21 protein-coding genes are annotated in these 20,798 nt (G+C 73.4%); 10 read left to right on the top strand and 11 right to left on the bottom strand.

The features are described 5' to 3' along the window. Positions 1-42: 42 nt before the first annotated feature. Both ACQUQD_RS23190 and ACQUQD_RS23185 read right to left on the bottom strand, forming a co-directional pair. Positions 43-522 carry a nitroreductase family deazaflavin-dependent oxidoreductase gene (locus tag ACQUQD_RS23190; RefSeq protein WP_428954051.1) on the bottom strand — a complete coding sequence of 160 codons (480 nt, stop codon included), beginning with the start codon at positions 520-522 and terminating at the stop codon, positions 43-45. Beyond that, positions 522-1,715 (bottom strand): acyl-CoA dehydrogenase family protein, encoded by a 1,194-nt coding sequence (locus ACQUQD_RS23185; protein ID WP_428954050.1) that lies wholly within the window; start codon positions 1,713-1,715, stop codon positions 522-524. Before ACQUQD_RS23185 ends, ACQUQD_RS23190 begins: the two co-directional genes overlap by 1 nt. A gap of 105 nt (positions 1,716-1,820) precedes the next feature. On the opposite strand from ACQUQD_RS23185, the gene ACQUQD_RS23180 reads away from it, so the two are divergent. The 3 genes from ACQUQD_RS23180 to ACQUQD_RS23170 all read left to right on the top strand — a co-directional run bounded on the left by ACQUQD_RS23180 (position 1,821) and on the right by ACQUQD_RS23170 (position 4,060). Further along, positions 1,821-2,990: a thiolase C-terminal domain-containing protein gene (locus ACQUQD_RS23180; protein ID WP_428954049.1), complete on the top strand. Its 1,170-nt coding sequence runs from the start codon at positions 1,821-1,823 to the stop codon at positions 2,988-2,990. Between the two features lie 258 nt (positions 2,991-3,248). Then, entirely contained in the window at positions 3,249-3,905 is a 657-nt protein-coding gene (locus ACQUQD_RS23175) for a pyridoxine/pyridoxamine 5'-phosphate oxidase (protein ID WP_428957638.1), read from the top strand. Continuing rightward, entirely contained in the window at positions 3,896-4,060 is a 165-nt protein-coding gene (locus ACQUQD_RS23170; protein ID WP_428954048.1) for a hypothetical protein, read from the top strand. The genes ACQUQD_RS23175 and ACQUQD_RS23170 overlap by 10 nt, the downstream gene beginning before the upstream one ends. Before the next feature lie 105 nt (positions 4,061-4,165). On the opposite strand, the gene ACQUQD_RS23165 is transcribed toward ACQUQD_RS23170, so the two are convergent. From ACQUQD_RS23165 to ACQUQD_RS23155, 3 genes are read right to left on the bottom strand one after another with little or no spacing between them, the layout of a single operon-like run. Next, a complete protein-coding gene (locus ACQUQD_RS23165; protein ID WP_428954047.1) occupies positions 4,166-4,300 on the bottom strand; it encodes a hypothetical protein in 135 nt (44 codons plus the stop codon). A 40-nt stretch (positions 4,301-4,340) separates the two neighbouring features. Further along, positions 4,341-4,766: a Zn-ribbon domain-containing OB-fold protein gene (locus tag ACQUQD_RS23160; protein ID WP_428954046.1), complete on the bottom strand. Its 426-nt coding sequence runs from the start codon at positions 4,764-4,766 to the stop codon at positions 4,341-4,343. Next, positions 4,763-5,215 (bottom strand): DoxX family protein, encoded by a 453-nt coding sequence (locus ACQUQD_RS23155; RefSeq protein ID WP_428954045.1) that lies wholly within the window; start codon positions 5,213-5,215, stop codon positions 4,763-4,765. Before ACQUQD_RS23155 ends, ACQUQD_RS23160 begins: the two co-directional genes overlap by 4 nt. Positions 5,216-5,392: 177 nt before the next feature. On the opposite strand from ACQUQD_RS23155, the gene ACQUQD_RS23150 reads away from it, so the two are divergent. The 5 genes from ACQUQD_RS23150 to ACQUQD_RS23130 all read left to right on the top strand — a co-directional run bounded on the left by ACQUQD_RS23150 (position 5,393) and on the right by ACQUQD_RS23130 (position 12,420). Further along, positions 5,393-6,562, top strand: a complete 1,170-nt coding sequence (locus tag ACQUQD_RS23150; protein ID WP_428954044.1) for a flavin-containing monooxygenase — start codon at positions 5,393-5,395, stop codon at positions 6,560-6,562. A gap of 315 nt (positions 6,563-6,877) precedes the next feature. Beyond that, entirely contained in the window at positions 6,878-8,419 is a 1,542-nt protein-coding gene (locus ACQUQD_RS23145) for a flavin monoamine oxidase family protein (RefSeq protein WP_428954043.1), read from the top strand. Between the two features lie 214 nt (positions 8,420-8,633). After that, the gene (locus tag ACQUQD_RS23140; protein WP_428954042.1) at positions 8,634-10,856 is read left to right on the top strand and encodes an acetate--CoA ligase family protein; all 2,223 of its coding nucleotides are present in this window, start codon (positions 8,634-8,636) and stop codon (positions 10,854-10,856) included. Positions 10,857-10,893: 37 nt separating this feature from the next. After that, on the top strand, positions 10,894-11,727 hold the full coding sequence (locus ACQUQD_RS23135; RefSeq protein WP_428954041.1) for an enoyl-CoA hydratase/isomerase family protein: 834 nt from the start codon (positions 10,894-10,896) through the stop codon (positions 11,725-11,727). Between the two features lie 72 nt (positions 11,728-11,799). Beyond that, complete coding sequence (locus ACQUQD_RS23130) at positions 11,800-12,420, top strand: flavin reductase family protein (RefSeq protein ID WP_428954040.1); 621 nt, start codon at positions 11,800-11,802, stop codon at positions 12,418-12,420. A 7-nt stretch (positions 12,421-12,427) separates the two neighbouring features. On the opposite strand, the gene ACQUQD_RS23125 is transcribed toward ACQUQD_RS23130, so the two are convergent. Together ACQUQD_RS23125 and ACQUQD_RS23120 are read right to left on the bottom strand one after the other, a co-directional pair. Continuing rightward, positions 12,428-13,015, bottom strand: a complete 588-nt coding sequence (locus ACQUQD_RS23125; protein ID WP_428954039.1) for a hypothetical protein — start codon at positions 13,013-13,015, stop codon at positions 12,428-12,430. A gap of 45 nt (positions 13,016-13,060) precedes the next feature. Further along, positions 13,061-14,377: an MFS transporter gene (locus ACQUQD_RS23120; protein WP_428954038.1), complete on the bottom strand. Its 1,317-nt coding sequence runs from the start codon at positions 14,375-14,377 to the stop codon at positions 13,061-13,063. Between the two features lie 71 nt (positions 14,378-14,448). On the opposite strand from ACQUQD_RS23120, the gene ACQUQD_RS23115 reads away from it, so the two are divergent. Then, positions 14,449-15,426, top strand: coding sequence for a GlxA family transcriptional regulator (locus ACQUQD_RS23115; protein ID WP_428954037.1), 978 nt, complete (start codon positions 14,449-14,451; stop codon positions 15,424-15,426). A 151-nt stretch (positions 15,427-15,577) separates the two neighbouring features. Here ACQUQD_RS23115 and ACQUQD_RS23110 read toward each other — a convergent pair whose 3' ends face one another. The 3 genes from ACQUQD_RS23110 to ACQUQD_RS23100 form a co-directional block, all read right to left on the bottom strand. Then, positions 15,578-16,627, bottom strand: a complete 1,050-nt coding sequence (locus ACQUQD_RS23110; RefSeq protein ID WP_428954036.1) for an alcohol dehydrogenase catalytic domain-containing protein — start codon at positions 16,625-16,627, stop codon at positions 15,578-15,580. 12 nt (positions 16,628-16,639) lie between these two features. Further along, a complete protein-coding gene (locus ACQUQD_RS23105) occupies positions 16,640-17,830 on the bottom strand; it encodes an acyl-CoA dehydrogenase family protein (protein WP_428954035.1) in 1,191 nt (396 codons plus the stop codon). 77 nt (positions 17,831-17,907) lie between these two features. After that, complete coding sequence (locus tag ACQUQD_RS23100) at positions 17,908-18,819, bottom strand: SDR family oxidoreductase (RefSeq protein WP_428954034.1); 912 nt, start codon at positions 18,817-18,819, stop codon at positions 17,908-17,910. Positions 18,820-18,920: 101 nt separating this feature from the next. On the opposite strand from ACQUQD_RS23100, the gene ACQUQD_RS23095 reads away from it, so the two are divergent. Beyond that, positions 18,921-19,847 carry a cyclase family protein gene (locus tag ACQUQD_RS23095; RefSeq protein WP_428954033.1) on the top strand — a complete coding sequence of 309 codons (927 nt, stop codon included), beginning with the start codon at positions 18,921-18,923 and terminating at the stop codon, positions 19,845-19,847. Positions 19,848-20,172: 325 nt separating this feature from the next. On the opposite strand, the gene ACQUQD_RS23090 is transcribed toward ACQUQD_RS23095, so the two are convergent. Further along, positions 20,173-20,634: an ATP-binding protein gene (locus ACQUQD_RS23090; RefSeq protein ID WP_428954032.1), complete on the bottom strand. Its 462-nt coding sequence runs from the start codon at positions 20,632-20,634 to the stop codon at positions 20,173-20,175. Between the last annotated feature and the right edge of the window lie 164 nt (positions 20,635-20,798).

The raw sequence follows: 20,798 nt of genomic DNA, 5'->3' as shown, positions 1-20,798 counted from the left end.
GCGTGTTCAGCGTGAGCCGCCGCCGTTGCAGTTGGACCCCTCTCAGGCCCGCCTCTCCAGCCGGAACAGCCGGATCTCCCGGTCCACCCGCTCCTGGTACGCGGCGTACGGCGGCCAGAACTTCAGCGCCGCGGCCCACGCCTCTTCCCGCTCGGGGGAGTTGAGCAGCCGGGCCGTCACCGGGATGTCCGCGCCGCGCCAGCTGATGTCGGCGTCGGGGTGCGCCAGCAGGTTCGCCGTCCAGGCCGGATGCCCCGGACGCCCGAAGTTCGACCCGATCAGCAGCCAGGTCCCCGCCTTCTCCTCCGGCATGCAGGCGAGCGGGGTACGCCGTACGATCCCGCTCCTCGCTCCGCGCACACTCAGCACCACACCCGGCAGCATCTGGGCGCTGAGCAGGACTTTTCCCCGGGTGAGGCGGTGGACGGCGCGGTCGAGGGCGGGGATGACGTGCGGGGCGACGCGGGCGAAGGCCCTGGTCGAGGAGACCTTCTGGACGAGCCGGACACCGGGCGGGGCCATCAGGCGCTCACCTCCGCCGGCCGCGCGAACACCCCGGCCGCCTGCGCCGCGCGCGCCCGCAGCAGATGCACGGGCCCGAAGAGCAGCTCGTCGCCGGTCGCCCGCTTCAGGTAGAGATGCGCGTCGTGCTCCCAGGTGAAGCCGATGCCGCCGTGCAGCTGGACGGCCTCGGCCGCGGCGGTGCGCAGCGCCTCCAGGGCCTGGGCGAGCGCGAGCCCGCCGATGCGCTCGCCGCCCTGGACGCCCGCGGCCCAGGCGGCGTAGTACGCGGCCGACCGCGCCGCCTGCACCTGTACGTACACGTCCGAGAGCCGGTGCTTGACCGCCTGGAAGGACCCGACGGGCCGCCCGAACTGCTCGCGTTCCTTGACGTACTCGACCGTCCGCTCCAGGGCCCGGTCCGCGGCGCCGACGGCCTCGGCGGCGAGCAGGGTGGCCGCGGTGTCGCCGGTGGCGGCGAGTGCGGCCGACACGTCGGCGTCCGCGCCGCCCAGCAACTCGCCGGGCACGTCGCGCAGTTCGACGCGTGCCTGCGGCCGTGTCTCGTCGAGGGCCGTCTGGCGGGTGCGTACGAGCCCGGGGGCGTCGGCGCGCACCAGGAACAGCAGGGTCCGGGAGCGGGCGAAGCCGCCGGTGTGCGCGGCGACGAGGAGGAGCCCGGCGCCGTGCCCGTCGAGCACCTGCTCGGCCTGCCCGTAGAGCCGCCAGCCGGTGTCCTGCCGGGTGGCCTGCACCCCGCCCGCGCGGCCGCCGCCCGCCCAGTCGCCCGCGTTGTCGGCGACGAGGCCGAGGGCGGTGGCGAGCCCGGTGCCCGGTACGGCGAGGGCCGCGGTCAGCTGCCCGGCGGCGATCTTCGGCAGCAGTGCCGCCCGCTGCTCCGCGGCGCCCAGGGCCGCGATCAGCGGGGCGGCGAGGCCGCAGGTGGCGAACAGCGGCGTCGGCGCGAGCACCCGCCCCAACTCCTCGACGGCGAGCGCCAGTTCGGTGACGGACGCACCGACGCCGCCCTCGCTCTCGGGCAGGGCGAGCCCCGGCAGCCCGAGGTCCGCGCCGAGACTGCCCCACAGGGCCGGGTCATGACCGGCCGGGGTGCGGGTGGCGGCCTTGACGTCGTCCGGGGTGCAGCGTTTGGTGGTGAGTTCCCGCAGGGTACGACGCATCTCCTGCTGTTCCTCGGTGAACCTGGCGTCCATGCGAGCCCCTTTCTGACGGGTCGTCATATTAGGGCGGGGGGCCTCGTATGCCCAGAGGCGGGCGCACCCATTACGCAGGCCACGATCTGATGTACCGTCAGATCCATGACTGGCCCCCACCGTAAGGCCGCCATCACGGGCATCGCCCTCTCCGACTGCGGCCGCGTCGACGAAGCCACCCCCTACGCCCTGCACGCCCAGGCCGCGCGTCGCGCGCTCGCCGACGCCGGGCTGACCCCGGACGTCGTCGACGGGTTCGCGAGCGCGGGCCTCGGCACGCTCGCTCCCGTCGAGGTCGCCGAGTACCTGGGGCTCAAGCCCCGCTGGGTCGACTCCACCTCGGTCGGCGGCTCGACCTGGGAGGTGATGGCCGCGCACGCGGCGGACGCCATCGCCGCCGGGCACGCCCGCGCCGTCCTGCTGGTCTACGGCTCGACGGCCCGCGCCGACATCAAGGCCAGGCGCCGCACGTCGAACCTGTCGTTCGGCGCGCGCGGCCCGCTCCAGTTCGAGGTCCCCTACGGGCACACGCTCATCGCCAAGTACGCGATGGCGGCCCGCCGTCACATGCACGAGTACGGCACGACGCTGGAGCAGCTGGCCCAGGTCGCCGTCCAGGCCCGCCGGAACGCCTCCCGCAACCCGGGCGCGATGTTCCGCGACCCGATCACCGTCGACGACGTGCTCGACGGGCCGATGATCGCCGACCCGTTCACCAAACTGCACTGCTGCATACGCTCCGACGGCGGCGCCGCCGTGCTCATGGTGGCCGAGGACCTGGTGCCCGACTGCGCCAAGTCGCCCGTCTGGGTGCTGGGTTCGGGCGAGTACGTGTCCCACACGACCATGTCGGAGTGGGACGACTTCACGGTCTCCCCTGCGGCGGTGAGCGGACGGCTCGCCTTCGAGCGGGCCGGGGTGCGGCCGGACGAGATCGACATCGCCGAGATCTACGACGCGTTCACGTACATGACGCTCGTGACGCTGGAGGACCTCGGGTTCTGCGGCAAGGGGGAAGGCGGCGCCTTCGTCGAGAAGGGCCGGCTGCGGCACGACGGCGAGCTGCCGACGAACACCGACGGCGGCGGTCTCTCCGCCCAGCACCCGGGCATGCGCGGCCTGTTCCTGCTCGTCGAGGCCGTGCGCCAGCTGCGCGGCGAGGCGGGCGGCCACCAGGTGCACCGCGCGGACGGCTCCCCGCCCGCGCTCGCGGTGGCGTCCGGGACCGGCGGCTGGTTCTGCTCGGCGGGCACGGTGGTGCTGGGGCGGGAGTGAGACCGCGCGCCGAGGCGGAACCGTTGTCCCCGGATCCTGGGACGCTCCTGCCGAGTGCGGAGTTACCCGCAGGGCGACTACGCCCTCGGCTCCCTCGGCGGCGCGGCGGCCCGCCCCGTCCGGGGCGGGCGCAGCACGGACGGTGCCCGGACGACGCCCGGCAGCGTGGCCGCCCTGACCCGCACCTGCGCGCCCGGGAACGGCCCCCGCCCGCGGTGCGCCGTCCGGGACGCCCCGCCCACCGGCGACAATCGGCGCATGGAAGCCGACCTGGAAACCCTGCTGAGGTCCCTGCGCGTCTGGGACACCGAGCTGCCCGCCTTCGACCCCGGGGCCGCGCCCGAGGCTCCGCTGCCGCTGTTCGTCGAGTGGTTCGCGGCGGCCGTGGCGGCCGGGCAGCCCGAGCCGCACACCCCGTCCCTGGCCACCACGGACGCCGAGGGCCGCGCCGACGTCCGTACGGTGATGCTGCACGGCGCCGACGCGGACGGCTGGCACTTCGCCTCGCACGCGGGCAGCGCCAAGGGCCGCCAGCTGGCCGCCCGCCCGTACGCGGCGCTCGGGTTCTACTGGCCGGCGCAGGGCCGCCAGGTCCGGCTGCGCGGCCCCGTCCGCACGGCTCCCGCGGAGGTCGCGCAGGCCGATCTGCACGCCCGCTCGACCGGCGCGCTCGCCTCGGCGCTGGTCGGTCACCAGAGTGAACTGCTGCCGTCCCAGGACGCGCTGGTCCGCGCGTCCGAGGAGGCCTGGAAGCGGGCGACGCGCGAGCCGGACGCGACGGTCGCGTCGTGGACGGTGTACGAACTGGATCCGGAGGAGGTCGAGTTCTTCCAGGGCGACGAGCGGCGACGGCACGTGCGGCTCAAGTACCGCCGCCAGGAGGACGGTTGGGTCAAGGAGCTGTTGTGGCCGTGAAGGTCCACGTCCCGAAGTCGCGCACCGGGCAGCAGCCCGGGCGCTGGTGGAGCGCGTTGCTCGTCGGGTTGGCGAGGTCCGTGCAGAGCAGCACCTCCCGCGCCCCCGCGTCGAGCGCGGCGCGGCTCACCGCGGCCGTGACGGCGGCCGCGTAGCCGTGGCCGCGCAGTTCCTCGGGCGCGTGGACGGGCGGCGCGCACCGGGCCGGCCGCCCTGCGGTTGACGCCCGCCAGGAAGACGGGCGTCCCGTCGGCGGCCTCTCAGAGCGTGAAGCCCCCGTAGGCGAGTCGGCCGTCGGCCAGGGCGCGGGCGAACTCCGCGCCGGGCGCCTCGCCGATGGCCCGCCGGAACCCCTGCCGGCCTCCCGCGTCCCGGGACGTCGATGCCGTGGTCATCCGGCCATGATCGCGAGGGGCCTTGCGGCCCGCAGCCGGATCACCCGGTGCCCGCGGGCCGGAACACGGGCACGGCGAACCCGTCCTCGCGGAACGCGACCTCCAGTGCCATCCCCACCCGCAGCCGGTCCTCCGCGCAGTCCACGACCTCCGTCATCATCCGCGGCCCCTCGGCGAGATCGACGACGGCGGCGACGTACGGAGTGCGGGCGCCGAACGGCGGCAGGTCGTTGCGGTGCACGACGGACCACGTGTAGAGCACGGCCCGCCCGCTCGCGTCCCGCCAGCGCACGTCCTCGCTCCAGCAGGACGGGCAGAACTCGCGCGGGTAGTGATGGTCCCGCCCGCAGCCGTCGCAGTGCCGCAGCAGCAGCCTGCCCTCGGCGGCGGCGTCCCAGTAGGGCCGGGTGAAGGCGTCGGGCTCGGGCACGTCGAAACGGACGCCCGCGGCCTGGGAACCGGTCATCGGAACAGTCCGATCGCGTGGTCGAGGGACCAGGTCTGCCAGGACATGGCGAACAGCGCGACCAGCGAGATCAGCGCCATCATCGCGTTCTGCCCCTGCTCGGCCCAGTCGTGGATCATGAGCGTGAGGTACAGGAGGTTGAGCAGCAGGCCGCCGACCAGCGCGACCGGGGTGAGCAGGCCGACGACCAGGCCGAGCCCGAGGGCGAGTTCGGCGTACACGACGACGTAGGCCATGGCTTTCGGCCGGGGCTTCACGACGACCTCGAACCCGCTGCGCACCGCGTTCCACCGGTGCTTGGCAGCGACGTCCGCGGCCCAGGCGATGCCGGTGCCGCGCTCGAACCAGCCCTTCTTGTCCTTGTGCCGCCAGCTCTCCAGCCACCACAGGCCGAGCCCGATGCGCAGCACGGCGAGCCACTCGGCGCCGCTGAGCCCTATCGCGTCCATGTCTTCTCATCCATGCGCTGCAGCCGCCTCCCACTCGGTTTCTGACGGTACGTCAGTTCAGCGCATCCGGCGCCGACTCCGCAAGGGGCAGGGCGGCCGCCCGCTCCGTGATCGATTCGCAATCGAATTCGACCTTGACCGCGACCCATCAAGAGATGGCCGGATTACGCTCCGCTCATGAGCGACCCCAACCCCACACCGGCCCGCAGCCACGAGCGCCCGCCGGTGTACGTCGTCGGCGGCGGCCCCGGCGGACTCGCCGCGGCCGCGGGCCTGAAGGCGCACGGCGTCCGGGCCGTCGTCCTGGAGAAGTCCGACCGGGTCGGCGCCTCCTGGCGCGGCCACTACGACCGCCTCCACCTGCACACCACGCGCCGCCTCTCGGCCCTGCCCGGCCTGCCGATGCCGCGCCGCTTCGGCCGCTGGGTCTCCCGCGACAACGTCGTGCGCTACCTGGAGAAGTACGCGGAGTACCACGACCTCGAAGTCGTCACCGGCGTCGAGGTCACCCGCGTCGACCGCGCGCCCGACGGCGCCGGATGGGTGCTGCGGGCCAGCGGCGGACGAGAGCTGACGGCCACTGCGGTCGTCGTCGCCACCGGCTACAACCACACCCCGCGCCTGCCGGACTGGCCCGGCACCGTCTCGTTCACCGGGCAGCTGCTGCACGCGAGCGAGTACCGCTCCCCCGCTCCCTACGCCGGCCGGGACGTCCTCGTCGTCGGCGTCGGCAACACCGGGGCCGAGATCGCCGTCGACCTGACCGAGGGCGGCGCCGCGCGGGTCCGGCTCGCGGTGCGCACCGCCCCGCACATCGTGCGCCGCTCCACGCTGGGCTGGCCGGCCCAGCTCACCGGCATCCTCTGCCGCCGCCTCCCGGTGCGGCTGGTCGACCGGCTGGCCGTCCCCCTCGGCAAGCTGAGCGTGCCGGACCTGACGGCGCAGGGCCTGCCGCGCCCCGGGACGGGCCTGTACTCGCGGGTGCGCGAGGGATCCATCCCGGTGCAGGACGTCGGCCTCATCGACGCGGTGCGCTCGGGCAAGGTCGAACCCGTCGCGGCGGTCGAGTCCTTCGACGGCGCGGACGTCGTCCTGTCCGACGGCACCCGCCTGACCCCCGACACGGTGATCGCGGCGACCGGATACCGCCAGGGCCTGGAACCCCTGGTCGGCCACCTCGACGTCCTCGACCCCGCCACGGGCCGCCCCCGCCCCCACGGCACCCGCACACTGCCCTCGGCCCCGGGCCTGTACTTCACGGGCTACACGAACCCCATCTCCGGCATGTTCCGCGAAATGGCCCTGGACGCGGACCGCATCGGCAAGGCGGTGGCGAAGGGAGCGTGAGAGACGAGGGGGCAGGGACTTCGCCCCGCAGGGGGCAGGGGGGGGCGAAGCCCCCAAGGGGCGCGAGGAACTGCGCGCCCAGCCCCCACCAACCGTCACCCGACAACGCCCCCCAGGGGGCAAAGGGGCGCAGCCCCCAAGGGGCGCGGGGAACTGCGCGCCCAGCCACAACACACCCGCACCCGACCGGCAACCGAGCGGGGTCCGGGGGCGCAGCCCCCGTGTCCGAGCGACGCCCCGCACCAGTTCCGGCCACGTAAGGACAACCACCACCGCACAGCCCAGCGCGACACCGAGCGAAACGGAGTACGACGCATGGCAAGCGAAAGACACCCGCTCAACCCGCCGAACACCCCCCTCACCCGCCGCCGCGCCCTCATGGGCGGCGCCGCGGCCACCACCCTCCTCGCAACAGGCACCGGCACCGCCCACGCCGCAGAGACCCGCGACACAGCGGCCCGCGCCGCAGAGACCCGCACGGTGGACGTCGCCATCGTGGGCGCGGGCCTCGCGGGCCTCACCACGGCCCGGGACCTCACGGCGGCCGGCACGTCGGTCCTGGTCCTGGAGGCCAGGGACCGGGTGGGCGGCCGCGTCCTCAACATCCCGCTCCCGAGCGGCGGCACCACGGAGGGCGGCGGCGAGTTCATCGGCCCGACCCAGGACCGCATCAAGGCCCTCGCGGACTCCCTCGGCGTCGAGACGTTCCCGACGTACAACACCGGCAAGAACGTCCTGCACAAGGACGGCAGGCGCACCCCGTACGCGACCGACGGCCTCCTCGGCTCCGTCCCGCCCATCGACGCGGCCGGCCTCGCCAACGCCGCCGCCGTCCAGGCCCTGCTCGACGACATGGCCAAGAAGGTCCCGGTGAACGCCCCGTGGACCGCGGAGAAGGCCGAGGAGTGGGACCGCCAGACCTTCGAGACGTGGCTGCGCGCCAACGCGGTGATCCCCTCGGCCCGCTTCCTGTTCGACGTCGCGTGCACCTCGGTCTTCTCCGCCGAACCCCGCGAACTCTCCCTCCTCTTCGTCCTGTTCTACATAGCCGCGGCCGGCAACGAGTCCACCCCCGGCACCTTCGAGCGCCTCACGGAGACCGCGGACGGCGCCCAGGCCACCCGCTTCGTGGGCGGCTCCCAGCAGGTCCCGCTGAAACTGGCGGCGAAGCTCGGCGCCGACCGTGTCCGGCTGAGCGCGCCCGTGCGCCGCATCGCCCGCGGGGCCGACGGCCGCTACACCGTCACCGCCGACGGCATCACGGTCACCGCCCGCCGCGTCGTGGTCGCCGTACCGCCGCCGCTCGCGGCCCGCATCGACTTCGACCCGCTGCTCCCGGCCGCCCGCGACCAGCTCTCGCAGCGGCTGCCGATGGGCTCGATCGGCAAGGCGATCGCGGTGTACGCGACGCCGTTCTGGCGGGCCGACGGGCTCAACGGCCAAGTCGTCAGCGACACCGGCGTCGTCCGCTCCACCTTCGACAACTCGCCGCCCGACGCCGCGTACGGCGCCCTGATGGGGTTCATCGAGGCGGACGAGATGCGCGCGTACGACGGCAGGCCGGAGGCGGAGGTGAAGGCGGCGGTCCTGAAGGACTACGTCAGGTACTTCGGCGACAAGGCCGCCGCCCCCACCGGCTTCGTCCTCCAGCGCTGGGACAACGAGGGCTTCACCCGCGGCGGCCCCGTCGCCTACGCCCCGCCCGGCGTTCTCACCCGGTACGGCGCCGCGCTGCGCGAGCCGGTGGGCGGCATCCACTGGGCCGGCACGGAGAGCTCCGCCTACTGGAACGGGTACATGGACGGGGCCGTGCGCTCCGGGGAACGGGTGGCGCGGGAGGTCGTCGCCGCCCTGTGACACTGCCGGGTGCATGCCGGACCCGGCGTGCACCCGCCCCGTTCCGACCGGGCCCGCAGCGGGCAGAAGGAGAGCACCGGCACCGCACCTGCGGCACACCACCACCGCACCCGCCCCAGTCTTTGCGTGCAGCACTGTTCCTGACGGAGCGTCAGTTCAGTAATCTGACTGTGCGTCAGTTATTTCTGGAGGCCTACAGGAGCGGGGCGGACCGATGCTTGGATCGACGTACGGCACCCTGACCACCGACTCCCGCCGGGCCCGCGTGATCGCCTGCGGCGAGCAGCCGGGTCCGGCCGTGCACGGCCGGACCGGCGCCGACGAACGGGACGTCAGCGGACGGCCGCTGCACTCCGACGTACCGGACCTGGACCGGTTCTTCCGGCCCGAGTCCGTGGCCGTCGTCGGGGCTTCGGACGCCGAGGGGCGGCCCAACACCGGCATCACACGGCAGCTGATGAGCTGGGCGGAACGGGTCGGCGCGCGCCTGTATCCCGTACACCCGACGCGGAAGTCGGTGTTCGGGCTCGCGTGCTCCCCGTCCGTCGCCGATCTCCCGGAACAGGTCGATCTGGCCGTCCTGCTGGTCGCCGATCCGCTGCCGGTCATCGAGCAACTGGCGGACACCAAGGTGAAGTTCGCCGTCGCCTTCGCCTCCGGGTTCGCCGAGACCGGCGGCGAGGGCGCGGCCGCGCAGGAACGCCTCGCGGCGGCCGTCGAGCGCTCGGGCCTGCGGCTGCTGGGCCCGAACACCAACCTCAACGCCTTCGAGCGGTTCCGCGACGACCTCGACGGCCCGGCCGTCGCGCTCATCACCCAGTCCGGCCACCAGGGCCGCCCGGTCTTCTCCCTCCAGGAGCTGGGCATCCGGCTCTCGCACTGGGCGCCGACGGGCAACGAGGCCGACCTGGAGACCGCGGACTTCATCTCGTACTTCGCGCAGCGCCCGGAGGTCGGCGCCATCGCCTGCTACGTCGAGGGACTCAAGGACGGGCGGTCCTTCCTGCTCGCCGCCGACCGGGCCGCGCGCGAGGGCGTCCCCGTCGTCGCCGTGAAGGTGGGCCGGACCGAGACCGGCGCGCGCACCGCCGCCTCGCACACCGGGAAGCTGACCGGCGCGGACACCGTGGTGGACGCGGCGATGCGGCAGTTCGGCGTGATCCGCGTCGACGGGCTCGACGAACTCCAGGACACCGCGGCCCTGCTGGCGCGGGCGAAGCCGCCACAGGCGGACGGCGTCGTCGTGTACTCCATATCCGGCGGCACCGGCGCCCACTTCTCGGACCTGGCGACGGCGGCGGGCCTGACCCTGCCCACCCTGCCCGAGGCCAAGCAGGCCGAGCTGCACCAGTGGATCCCCGACTACCTGAACGTCGCCAACCCCGTCGACAACGGCGGGCACCCGGTCGGCGACTGGCGCGGCCGGAAGATCATCGACGCGATCCTCGCCGACCCCTCCGTCGGGGTGCTGATCTGTCCGATCACCGGGCCCTTCCCGCCGATGAGCGACAAGCTGGCGCAGGACCTGGTGGACGCGGCCGAGCGGACGGACAAGCTGGTGTGCGTGGTGTGGGGCTCGCCGGTCGGCACCGAGGCCGCGTACCGCGAGACGCTGCTCGGCTCCTCCCGGGTGGCCACCTTCCGCACCTTCGCCAACTGCATCACCGCCGTCCGCGCCTATCTCGACCACCACCGCTTCACCGCTTCCTACCGCTCGCCCTTCGACGAGGCACCGCGCACCCCGTCGCCCTCCTTCCGCAAGGCGCAGGCCCTGATGCGCCCCGGCAAGCAGCTGAGCGAGCACGCGGCGAAGCAGCTGCTGCGGGCGTACGGCATCCGCGTACCGCGCGAGCAGCTGGTGACCAGCGCGGCCGCCGCGGTGCGCGCCGCGTCGCAGGTCGGCTACCCGGTCGTCATGAAGGCGTCCGCGCCGCAGCTCGCCCACAAGTCCGAACTCGGCCTGGTGAAGGTCGGCCTGACGTCCGCGAGCCAGGTCAGGGACGCCTATCGCGAGCTCGTCGACATCGCCCGCTACGAGGACATCGACCTCGACGGCGTCCTGGTGTGCCAGATGGTCGAGCGGGGGGTGGAGATGGTCGTCGGGGTCACGCACGACGACCTGTTCGGCGCGACCGTGACCGTCGGCCTCGGCGGCGTGCTCGTCGAGGTCCTGCGGGACACCGCCGTGTGCGTGCCGCCCTTCGGCGAGGACCGGGCCCGCGCCGCCCTCGACGAACTGCGCGGCCGCGCCCTGCTCGACGGGGTCAGGGGGGCGCCCCCGGCCGACATCGACGCACTGGTCGAAGTGGTCCTGCGCGTCCAGCGCATGGCGCTCGAACTGGGCGACGAGCTCGCCGAGCTGGACATCAACCCGCTGATGGTGCTGCCGCGCGGCCAGGGCGCCGTCGCCCTCGACGCGCTGGCCGTCTGCCGCTGACCCGCACCCGCACTCGCCCCCGCATCGGAGCTCCCCCATGACACACCCCTCCCCCGAGGAGTCCGCACCCCCCGCGAACTCCCTGGATTCATTGGTACTCCACGCCACTGACAACGCCGTCTCGTGGATCACCCTGAACCGCCCCGAAGCCATGAACGCCGTCACCTGGGACCAGCGCGAACGCCTCATCGAGCTGCTCGCCGCCGCGTCGGCGGACCCCGGCGTGCGCGCCGTCGTCCTCACCGCGACCGGCAAGGGCTTCTGCGCGGGCGCGGATCTGCGCGGGGCGCCCGCCACCGGGGAACGGATCGCGGGCGACGTGGCCCGCACCATCAGGCTGGGCGCCCAGCGCCTGATCTCCGCGGTCCTGGACTGCGAGAAGCCGGTGATCGCGGCGGTCAACGGCACGGCGGCGGGCATCGGCGCGCACCTCGCCCTCGCCTGCGACCTGGTCCTGGCGGCGGAGTCGGCCCGCTTCATCGAGGTGTTCGTCCGCCGGGGCCTGGTCCCCGACGGCGGCGGCGCCTATCTGCTGCCCCGCCTGATCGGCCCGCAGCGCGCGAAGGAGCTGATGTTCTTCGGCGACGCGCTGCCCGCCGCCGACGCGGCACGCCTCGGCCTGGTCAACAGGGTCGTACCGGACGCCGAGTTGGCGAAGACGGCCCGGGACTGGGCCGAACGCCTCGCGGCCGGCCCGACCCGCGCCCTGGCCCTCACCAAGCAGCTGGTGAACGCGTCCCTGGACACGGACCGCGCCACCGCGTTCGCCGCGGAGGCGACGGCCCAGGAGCTGAACATGACCACGCACGACGCGAACGAGGGCGTCGCCGGGTTCGTGGAGCGCCGCCACCCGGAGTTCCGCGGCCGCTGACGGACCGCGGGCGGGCAGCCGAGGGCCCACCGGCCCTTCCAATCTGACGGGTAGTCAGCTTCACTGGAGGGCATGATGGGACACGCAGGGATGGCGGCCACCGTCGTCCGGTACCTCAGGTCGGTCGGCGCCCCCAGCACGGCGGGGCCCGTGGAGGCACTGCCCCGCCCCGAGCTGCGGGCCGTCCGCGACGACGAGCGCGCGCCCGTCGACGCGGCCGAGTTCCGCCGCGTGCTGGGGACCTTCCCGACCGGCGTCACCGTGGTCACGGCCCCGCCGAGCGCGCCGGACGAGGGGCCCGCGGGGTTCGCCTGCCAGTCCTTCTCCTCGCTCTCCCTCGACCCGCCGCTGATCGCGTTCATGGTGGCGCGCACCTCGACGACGTGGCCGCGGATCGCCCGGGCGGGCGTGTTCTGCGTGAACGTACTGGGCGCCGAACAGGGCGAGCTGTGCCGGGCGTTCGCCGTGAGCGGGGCCGACAAGTTCGCGGGCGTGACGCACGAGCCGTCACCGGTGTCCGGCTCGCCCCGCATCGACGGGGCCGCGGCATGGATCGACTGCGCGGTCCACACCGTCCACACCGGCGGCGACCACCTGATCGTCGTCGGCCGGGTCACGGCCCTCGGAACCCACGCCGACGAACCGCGCCCGCTCCTCTTCCACCGGGGCCGCTTCGCTCGGCTCGGCGACTGAGCGCCGCTCACCCCAGGGCGTACGTCACGGCTCCCGTCACCAGGATGCCGACGCAGCCCAGTACGCCGACCCCCAGGGTCTTGCCGAACAGGGCCACGGGACGCCCCGTCTCGGCGCGCCGCAGCGCGAGATGGCCGAGCAGCGCCGGCGGCAGCATGATCACGAAGAGCAGGAGCGCCGACGGCGCCCAGGTGTCCGGAGTGAACCAGTCCTCCGCATCGACGGGCATGTCCGCGGTGTCCTGCGGGCCCGCCAGGATCCTCAGCAGGATCCACGGCCCGAGCGCGGGCACCAGCCACAGGGCCGTCCCCAGCACCGCCCACGGCCAGGACGTACGCCCCGTGAGGCGCCGCCCCGCCCACCGGGCGAGCAGCAGCGACGGCAGGACGTAGACCCCGGCGAACACGGCGGCGGCCACCGCGCCCAGCCCCGCGCAGAGCAGCAGGGTGACGACGAGGTCGCTCATCGCCCACCCCGTGTCACGGACGAACGCCACGGCGACCAGCACCGCGCCCTCCGCCCACAGCCCGGCAGCGGCCACCAGGTACGCCTGGAACCCGCCCCCGTTCGCCCGCCCGACCGTACTCGCACTCATCAATCGGCCCCCCTCGCCGACCATCATGCTCCGCCCCCGGGCCGGTCAGTGCGCGAGGGCCACCGGAGCCACCGCGCCCCGCCGCCGGATCACCAGCACCATCAGCGCGGCCACCGCGCACAGCGCGCCCGACGCGTACCAGATCACGTCGTACGAGCCGAAGACGTCCCGCGCCACACCGCCCAGGAAGGCCACGACCGCGGCCCCCACCTGGTGCGAGGCGAGCACCCAGCCGAAGACGATGGCACTGTCCTCGCCGTAGTGCTCGCGGCACAGGGCGATGGTCGGCGGCACGGTGGCGACCCAGTCGAGCCCGTAGAACACGATGAAGAAGACCATCGGCGGGTGCACGTTCGGCGCGAGCAGGACCGGCAGGAACAGCAGGGACACCCCGCGCAGCGCGTAGTAGACGGCCAGCAGCCGGCGCGCCTCGAACCGGTCGGTGAACCAGCCGGACGCCACCGTCCCGACCACGTCGAAGACGCCGATGACCGCGAGCAGCGAGGCGGCGGCCGGGACCGGCATGCCGTGGTCGTGGGCGGCGGGCACGAAGTGCGTCTTGACGAGCCCGTTCGTGGAGGCGCCGCAGATCGCGAACGATCCGGCCAGCAGCCAGAACGGCCCGGTGCGGGCCGCCTTGGCCAGCACGGTGACCGCCCGCCGGGCGGCCCCGGTCACCGGTGCCGGCTTGGGCACGAACTCCTCGGCCCCGTAGGGCGCCACCCCCACGTCGGCGGGGTGGTCGCGCAGCAGCAGCCACACGAACGGCACGACGGAGAGCGCGGCGAGCGAGACCGTGACCGCGGCGGGCCGCCACTGGTGCTCCTCGACGATCCAGGCGAGCAGCGGCAGGAAGATCAGCTGTCCGGAGGCGCCGGCCGCGGTCAGCAGGCCCGTGACGAGACCGCGGCGGGCGACGAACCACCGGTTGGTGACCGTGGCCGCGAACGCGAGCGCCATCGACCCGCTGCCGAGCCCGACCAGCACCCCCCAGTACAGGACGAGCTGCCAGGCGGCCGTCATCCACACGGTGAGCAGCGATCCCAGCGAGATGACGAGGAGGGCGACGGTGACGACCTTGCGTATCCCGAAGCGGTCCATCAGCGCGGCGGCGAACGGGGCGGTGATCCCGTACAGCGCGAGATTCACGGACACGGCGAACCCGATGGTCCCCCGCGACCAGCCGAAGCCGGTGTCCGGGTCGTGCAGCGGCTCGATGAGCAGTCCGGGCAGCGAGGCGAAGGCCGCGGCGCCGATGATCGTCACGAAGGTGACCGCCGCGACGGCCCAGGCGCGGTGCGGGCGTCTGCGGCCGGTGGCGGGTCCGGTACGGGGAGCGGGGTGCTGCGTCTGCGTCGTCACACCAGAGAGGTTCCGGCAGCCGGCCCGCCCGATCGAGTGGCCCGAATGCCATTGTTCGTTAGGATCGGGCCATGGGTCCTCAGCCGCACCGTGTCGCCGTGCTCGCCCTCGACGGGGTCATCCCGTTCGAACTGGGCATCCCGCAGCGCATCTTCGGCCGGGCACGGGACGCGGCGGGACAACCGCTCTACTCCGTCCTGACCTGCGCGGTCCGCGAGCCGGGGCCGATCCGCACCGACGCGGACTTCGCGATCCTGGTGGAGCACGGCCCCCAGGCACTGGCCAGCGCGGACACCGTGATCGTCCCGGCCTCGTACGAACTGGGCCCGGTCTACGAGGAGGGCCGCCTCTCCCCCGACCTGGCCGAGGCCTTCGCCCACATCCGCCCCGGTACGCGCCTGGTCTCGATCTGCACCGGCAGCTGGGTGCTGGCCGCGGCCGGGCACCTGGACGGACGCCCCGCGACCACGCACTGGGCGGACGCGGCGGCCTTCCAGCGGATGTTCCCGTCCGTCCGGGTGGACGCGGAGGTCCTCTTCATCGACGACGGCGACGTCCTGACCTCCGCCGGGGTCGCCGCCGGCATCGACCTGTGCCTGCACATCGTGCGCCGCGACCACGGCGCGGCCGTCGCCAACGACGTGGCCCGCCGCACGGTCGTCCCGCCGCACCGCGACGGCGGCCAGGCACAGTTCATCCGACGCCCGGTACCCGAGCCGCAGCTGGCGACCACGACGGCGGCCCGCGCCTGGGCCCTGGCCCACCTCCACGAGCCGATCCAGCTCCGCGACATGGCCGAGCAGGAATCCATGTCCGTCCGCACCTTCACGCGCCGCTTCCGTGAAGAGGTCGGCATCAGCCCCGGCCAGTGGCTCACCCAGCAACGCGTGGAGCGTGCCCGCCATCTCCTGGAGACCTCGGCCCTCTCCATCGACAAGGTCGCCCGCGACGCGGGCTTCGGCACGGCCCAGTCCATGCGGCAGCATCTCCAGTCGGCCCTGGGAGTAACCCCCACGACCTACCGCCGAACGTTCCGCTCCGCGAGCTGACCCGTTCCGGGCCGCGCCATCTTCTGAGGCCGGTTGTCCTGTTGCCCCGCGCCGCAGCCCAGCCCCGGGGCTCCGCCCCGGCCCCCGCTCCTCAATCGCCGGAGGGGCTTGATCCGCCAGACGGCCACCCTCCCTTCAAGGCGCACCACCCCTAAAACGTCAGCACCCCCCGAGCAACCCGCCCAGCCTCCGCGTCCTCGACCGCCTTCCCGAACTCCTCCACCGGATAGGTCCGCGTCACCAACTCGTCCAGCAACAACCGCCCCTCCCCGTACAGATCCGCGTACAGCCGAATGTCCCGCTGCGGCCGCGACGCCCCGTACCGGCACCCGAGCACCGACTTGTCCAGGAACAGCTGGGCCGGCACGAACGACGCCTCCGCATCGGCCGCCGGCATCCCGAGCAGCACCGCCTGCCCGTGCCGGTCCAGCAGATCGATCGCGGCCCGCACCAGCTCCACCCGCCCCACGCACTCGAAGACGTGGTCGGCCCCGTCCGGCAGCACCCCCCGCACCGCCCCCACGTCCGTCAGGAACTCCGTGGCCCCGAACTCCCGGGCCACCCCTTCCTTCCCCGGGTTCGCATCGACGGCCACCACCTTCAACGCCCCGGCGAGACGCGCCCCTTGCAGCACGTTCAACCCCACCCCACCCGTCCCGATGACGACGACCGAGTCCCCCCGATCGACCCGGGCCCGGTTCAGCACCGCCCCGACCCCGGTCAACACCCCGCACCCGATCAACGCCGCGGACGTCAGCGGAATCTCCTTCGGGATCTTCACGGCCTGCACGGCCTTCACCACGGTCCGCTCCGCGAAGGCGGAATTCGCGGCGAACTGGAACACCGGCTCCCCGCCCCGCGAGAACGGCCGCCCCGGCATCCCGATCGCCTTGCGGCACATCGTCGGCCGACCCCGGTCGCACTCGGCGCAGGCCCCGCAGTTGGCGAGCGTGGACAGCGCCACATGGTCCCCCGGGACGACATGCGTCACCCCGGCCCCCACGGCCTCCACGACCCCGGCCCCCTCGTGCCCGAGCACCACGGGCCGCGGGAACGGAATGGTCCCGTCGATCACGGAGAGGTCGGAGTGGCACAAGCCGGCCGCGGCGATCCCGACGAGCACCTCCCCGGGCCCCGGGTCCCGTATCTCCAGATCGTCGACGACAACAGCCTGCCGCCCGTCGAACAGAACACCCCTCATGACACCTACGCCTCATTCCCTGGGCAGGCCGAGCACCCGCTCGGCGATGATGGTGCGCTGGATCTCGTCCGAGCCGCCGTAGATGGTGTCGGCCCGGCTGAACAGGAACAGCCGCTGCTGCTCGTCGAGTTGGTACGGGTCCTCGGCGGACCAGTCCCCCGGCCCCACCGCGGCGCCGGCCCCCCGCACGCTCAGCGCGACCTCTCCGAGCCGCTGATGCCACCCGCCCCACAGCAGCTTGGCGACGCTCGGCGCACCGGGCCCGACCGCGTCCGCCGCCCCGCCCAGCGTCCGCAACGCGTTGAACCGCATGGTGCGCAGCTCGGCCCAGAGCCGCACGATCCGCTCGGCGATCACCGGATCGTCCAGGGCGCCGGTGTCCCGGGCGTCCCGCACGACCCTGCGCAGTTCCTCCTCGAAGCCGATCTGCTGGGCCAGCGTCGACACCCCCCGCTCGAACCCGAGCAGACCCATCGCGACGCGCCATCCCCCGCCGGTCTCACCGACGACGTCCCGCGCCACGGCCCCGTCGAAGAAGACCTCGTTGAACTCGCTCGTCCCGGTGAGCTGCCGGATCGGCCGTACGTCGATGCGCCCCGGCTGGTCCATCGGCACCAGCAGGAACGACAGCCCCCGGTGCCGCACGGACCCGGCCTCCGTGCGCGCGAGCACGAAGCACCAGTCCGCCTCATGGGCCAGTGACGTCCACACCTTCTGCCCGGTGACCCGCCACCGCCCGTCCCGGTCCCGCTCGGCGGCGGTCCGCAGCGAGGCGAGGTCCGACCCGGCGCCCGGCTCGCTGTAGCCCTGGCACCACAGCTCCTCGCCGCGCGCGATGGGCGGCAGGAACCGCTGCCGCTGCTCCGCGCTTCCGTAGGCGAGCAAGGTGGGGGCGAGCAGGTTCTCCCCGATGTGCCCGTACCGCCCGGGGGCCCGCACGCGCGCGTACTCCTCGGCCCAGACGACCTGCTGGGTGACACCGGCGACGCGATTGCCGTACGAGCCGTCGCCCCACCCGAGCCCGATCCACCCCCCGCTCCCCAGCTCCCGCTCCCAGGCGCGCCGTTCGCTCGCCCCTTCATGCTCACTGCCGGGGCCGCCCCGCCCGACGGCCCCCGCGAACCGCCCGACGAGATGCTCCTCCAGCCATTCCCTGGCCTCACGCCGAAACGCGTCGTCCTCAGCGCCGAACCCGAACTCCACGCGACCACCGCCCACTTGAGAGTTGCCCGCTCACCGACCCGGCGCCGGACCCGGCCACCGGCCCGCCCCCGGCCCGGCTACTGATTGGGACGCTCCTTGGCCGCGGCGGCCCGCGCCATCTCCTCCAGCACCGCGAGCATCGGCATGGGATCGGTCCCGACGGTCCCGGGCAGAAAGTCGGCGATCCGCTCCGGCGTCCACGGCCCGTCCGCGTACCCGGCGCGCAGCTCCCGCGGCTGGGCCCAGACGGCGATCTTCGGCCCGGCGACCGTGTACACCTGGCCGGTGATCTTCTCCGCGCGGGCCCGCTCGCTCAGCAGGTAGACGACCAGGGCCGCGACGTCCTCCGGCTCCCCGATCTCCTTGAGCTCCATCGGCACGTTCGCCGACATCCGGGTCCGGGCGACGGGCGCGACGGCGTTGGCGGTCACCCCGTACTTGTGCAGGCCCAGTGCGGCGCTGCGCACCAGCGAGATGATCCCGCCCTTGGCGGCGCTGTAGTTGGCCTGGGCGACGGAGCCCTGATGATTGCCGCTGGTGAATCCGACCAGGGTCCCCGAGCCCTGCTTGCGCATGACGGCGGAGGCCGCCCGGAACACCGTGAACGTGCCCTTCAGATGGGTGGCGACCACCGGGTCCCACTCCTCCTCGGACATGTTGAAGAGCATCCGCTCCCGCAGGATCCCGGCGACGCACACCACCCCGTCGAGCCGGCCGAACTCCTCCACGGCCGCGTCCACGATCCGCTGCCCGCCGGCCATGGTGGACACGTCGTCCGCGACGGCCACGGCGGCTCCGCCCGCGGCCTCGATCTCCTTCACCACGCCCAGCGCCACCTCGGACGTGGGCTCGCCGCCCTCGACGGACACCCCGTAGTCGTTGACGACGACCTTCGCGCCCTCGGCGGCGCACGCGAGCGCCACGGCGCGCCCGATGCCACGCCCCGCCCCCGTCACGGCGACGACCTTGCCTGCCAAGAAGTTCCCCACGCCCGGCCCCTTCCCGCGGTTTCTGACGACCCGTTAGATTCTGCTCAGGTTCGGATTCTACGACCCGTCAGATACCGGAACACAAGACCCGGGAGGACCCGATGCCGCTGCCCGCCGAGTTCCACGACATCGCCAAACGCGTGAACAACTGGGGGCGTTGGGGTCAGGCCGACGAGATCGGCACCCTGAACCTGGTCACGGACGAGGTGGTCCGGGCGGCGGCGGCAGAGGTCCGCACGGGCCGCCGCGTCCCCCTGGCGCTGCCCCTCAAGGAGGACGGCGTGCAGTCGGGCATGATCCCCGGCCGCATCAACCCGCTCCACACCATGGTGCAGATCAACCAGGAGATCTTCGGCCCGGACACCGTCGCGTGCAGCGACGACGCGGTGACGATGGGCCTGCAGGCGGCCACCCACTGGGACGCCCTCACCCACGTCTCGCACTCGGGCCGCCTCTACAACGGCCGCCCGGCGGACACCATCACGGCACACGGCGGCGCCGAGTTCAGCGGCATCGACAAGGCCCCGTACATCGTCTCGCGCGGCGTACTGCTCGACGTGGCGGCGGCCAAGGGCCTGGACCGGCTGCCCGGCGACCACGCCGTGACCCCCCAAGACCTGGACGAGGCGGCCGAGTTCGGCCGCGTCGAGGTGCACCCGGGAGACATCGTCCTGGTCCGCACCGGCCAGATCCAGGTGTACCTGGCCGGCGACAAGCACGCGTACGGCTACCCGTCACCGGGCCTGTCGGTGCGCACCCCGGAGTGGTTCCACGCCCGTGACGTGGCGGCGGTCGCGAACGACACCCTGACCTTCGAGATCTTCCCGCCGGAGATCGAGAACCTGTGGCTCCCGGTGCACGCGCTGGACCTCGTGGAGATGGGCATGCTGCAGGGTCAGAACTGGAATCTGGAATCCCTGTCCACAGCCTGTGGAGAAGAAGGCCGCTACACGTTCCTGCTCTCGGCGATGCCCGAGCCCTTCAGGGGTGCGACCGGCACCCCGGTGGCCCCGGTGGCGGTGCTCTGAACCCCGGCCCGGAGCGAAGCCCCGGGGTGCAGGCCCCCTACCGGTGCGCGGCCGCGTCCCCCGCCCGCAAGGACGGACCGCGGGCCGCACCCGGCACCTCTTTTCCCGCACCCCAAGGGCAACGACCCGTATGCGCCGAGGGCCCCCGTCACAAGGGCCCTCGACGTCCCCTCGCAGCGAATCGCTGACCACAAGCGTGACCAAACGGACACCCAGCGTCAACTCCGGTACGGGTATTTGCCGTTAATGCGCAGAATATTCGAGCGCGCACGGAAGCACTGGACAGGTGCGGACCCGGCGCATCTTCCCAGGGGCCCCACAGGGGTCACACCGCCTCGAAGGCCACTCCGTCATGGACGGCCACTCCGCCCGCACCCGCGGCGGCACAGCGGTCGATCTCGCACCAGATGGCCTTGCCCGCGCCCTCGGGCCGCCAGCCCCAGCGGTCGGCCAGCCCGTCGACGAGCTCCAGACCGCGTCCGTTCGTCTCGTCGCCGTCCGCGTGCCGGGGCGTCGGCGGACGGGTGCTGGAGTCCGCCACCTCCACGCGCACGGTGCCCGGACACCGCTCCTGGACGGCGGGCAGGACCATGCGCAGCACCGCCGGACGGCCGGTGTGCACCACGGCGTTGGTGACCAGTTCGGAGACGAGCAGGATCAGCGTCTCGGCAAGCGGCTCGTCGGCGTCTATCCCCGAACCGGCGAGGCGCGAACGCACCCACCTCCGGGCCCGGCCCACTTCCGCGGGGTCGGCCCCGACCTCCAGCTGAACCTGAAGCACCTGCACCGCTCACACCATCCGAACCGGCGGACACGTCGCCTCGCGCCACTGACCATCCTGGCCACTGCCAAGGATCACGGACCGTGATCCCCTTGCTGCACAGCATGGTTGACGTACAGTCACCCCAACAAGCGCTTCGGGCATATTCCAGCGCGAAGGAGTACGCGTGC

This window comes from Streptomyces sp. cg35, assembly GCF_050410835.1.
In the GTDB taxonomy this organism is placed as follows: domain Bacteria; phylum Actinomycetota; class Actinomycetes; order Streptomycetales; family Streptomycetaceae; genus Streptomyces.
This window is presented reverse-complemented; position numbering and strand designations above follow the sequence as displayed.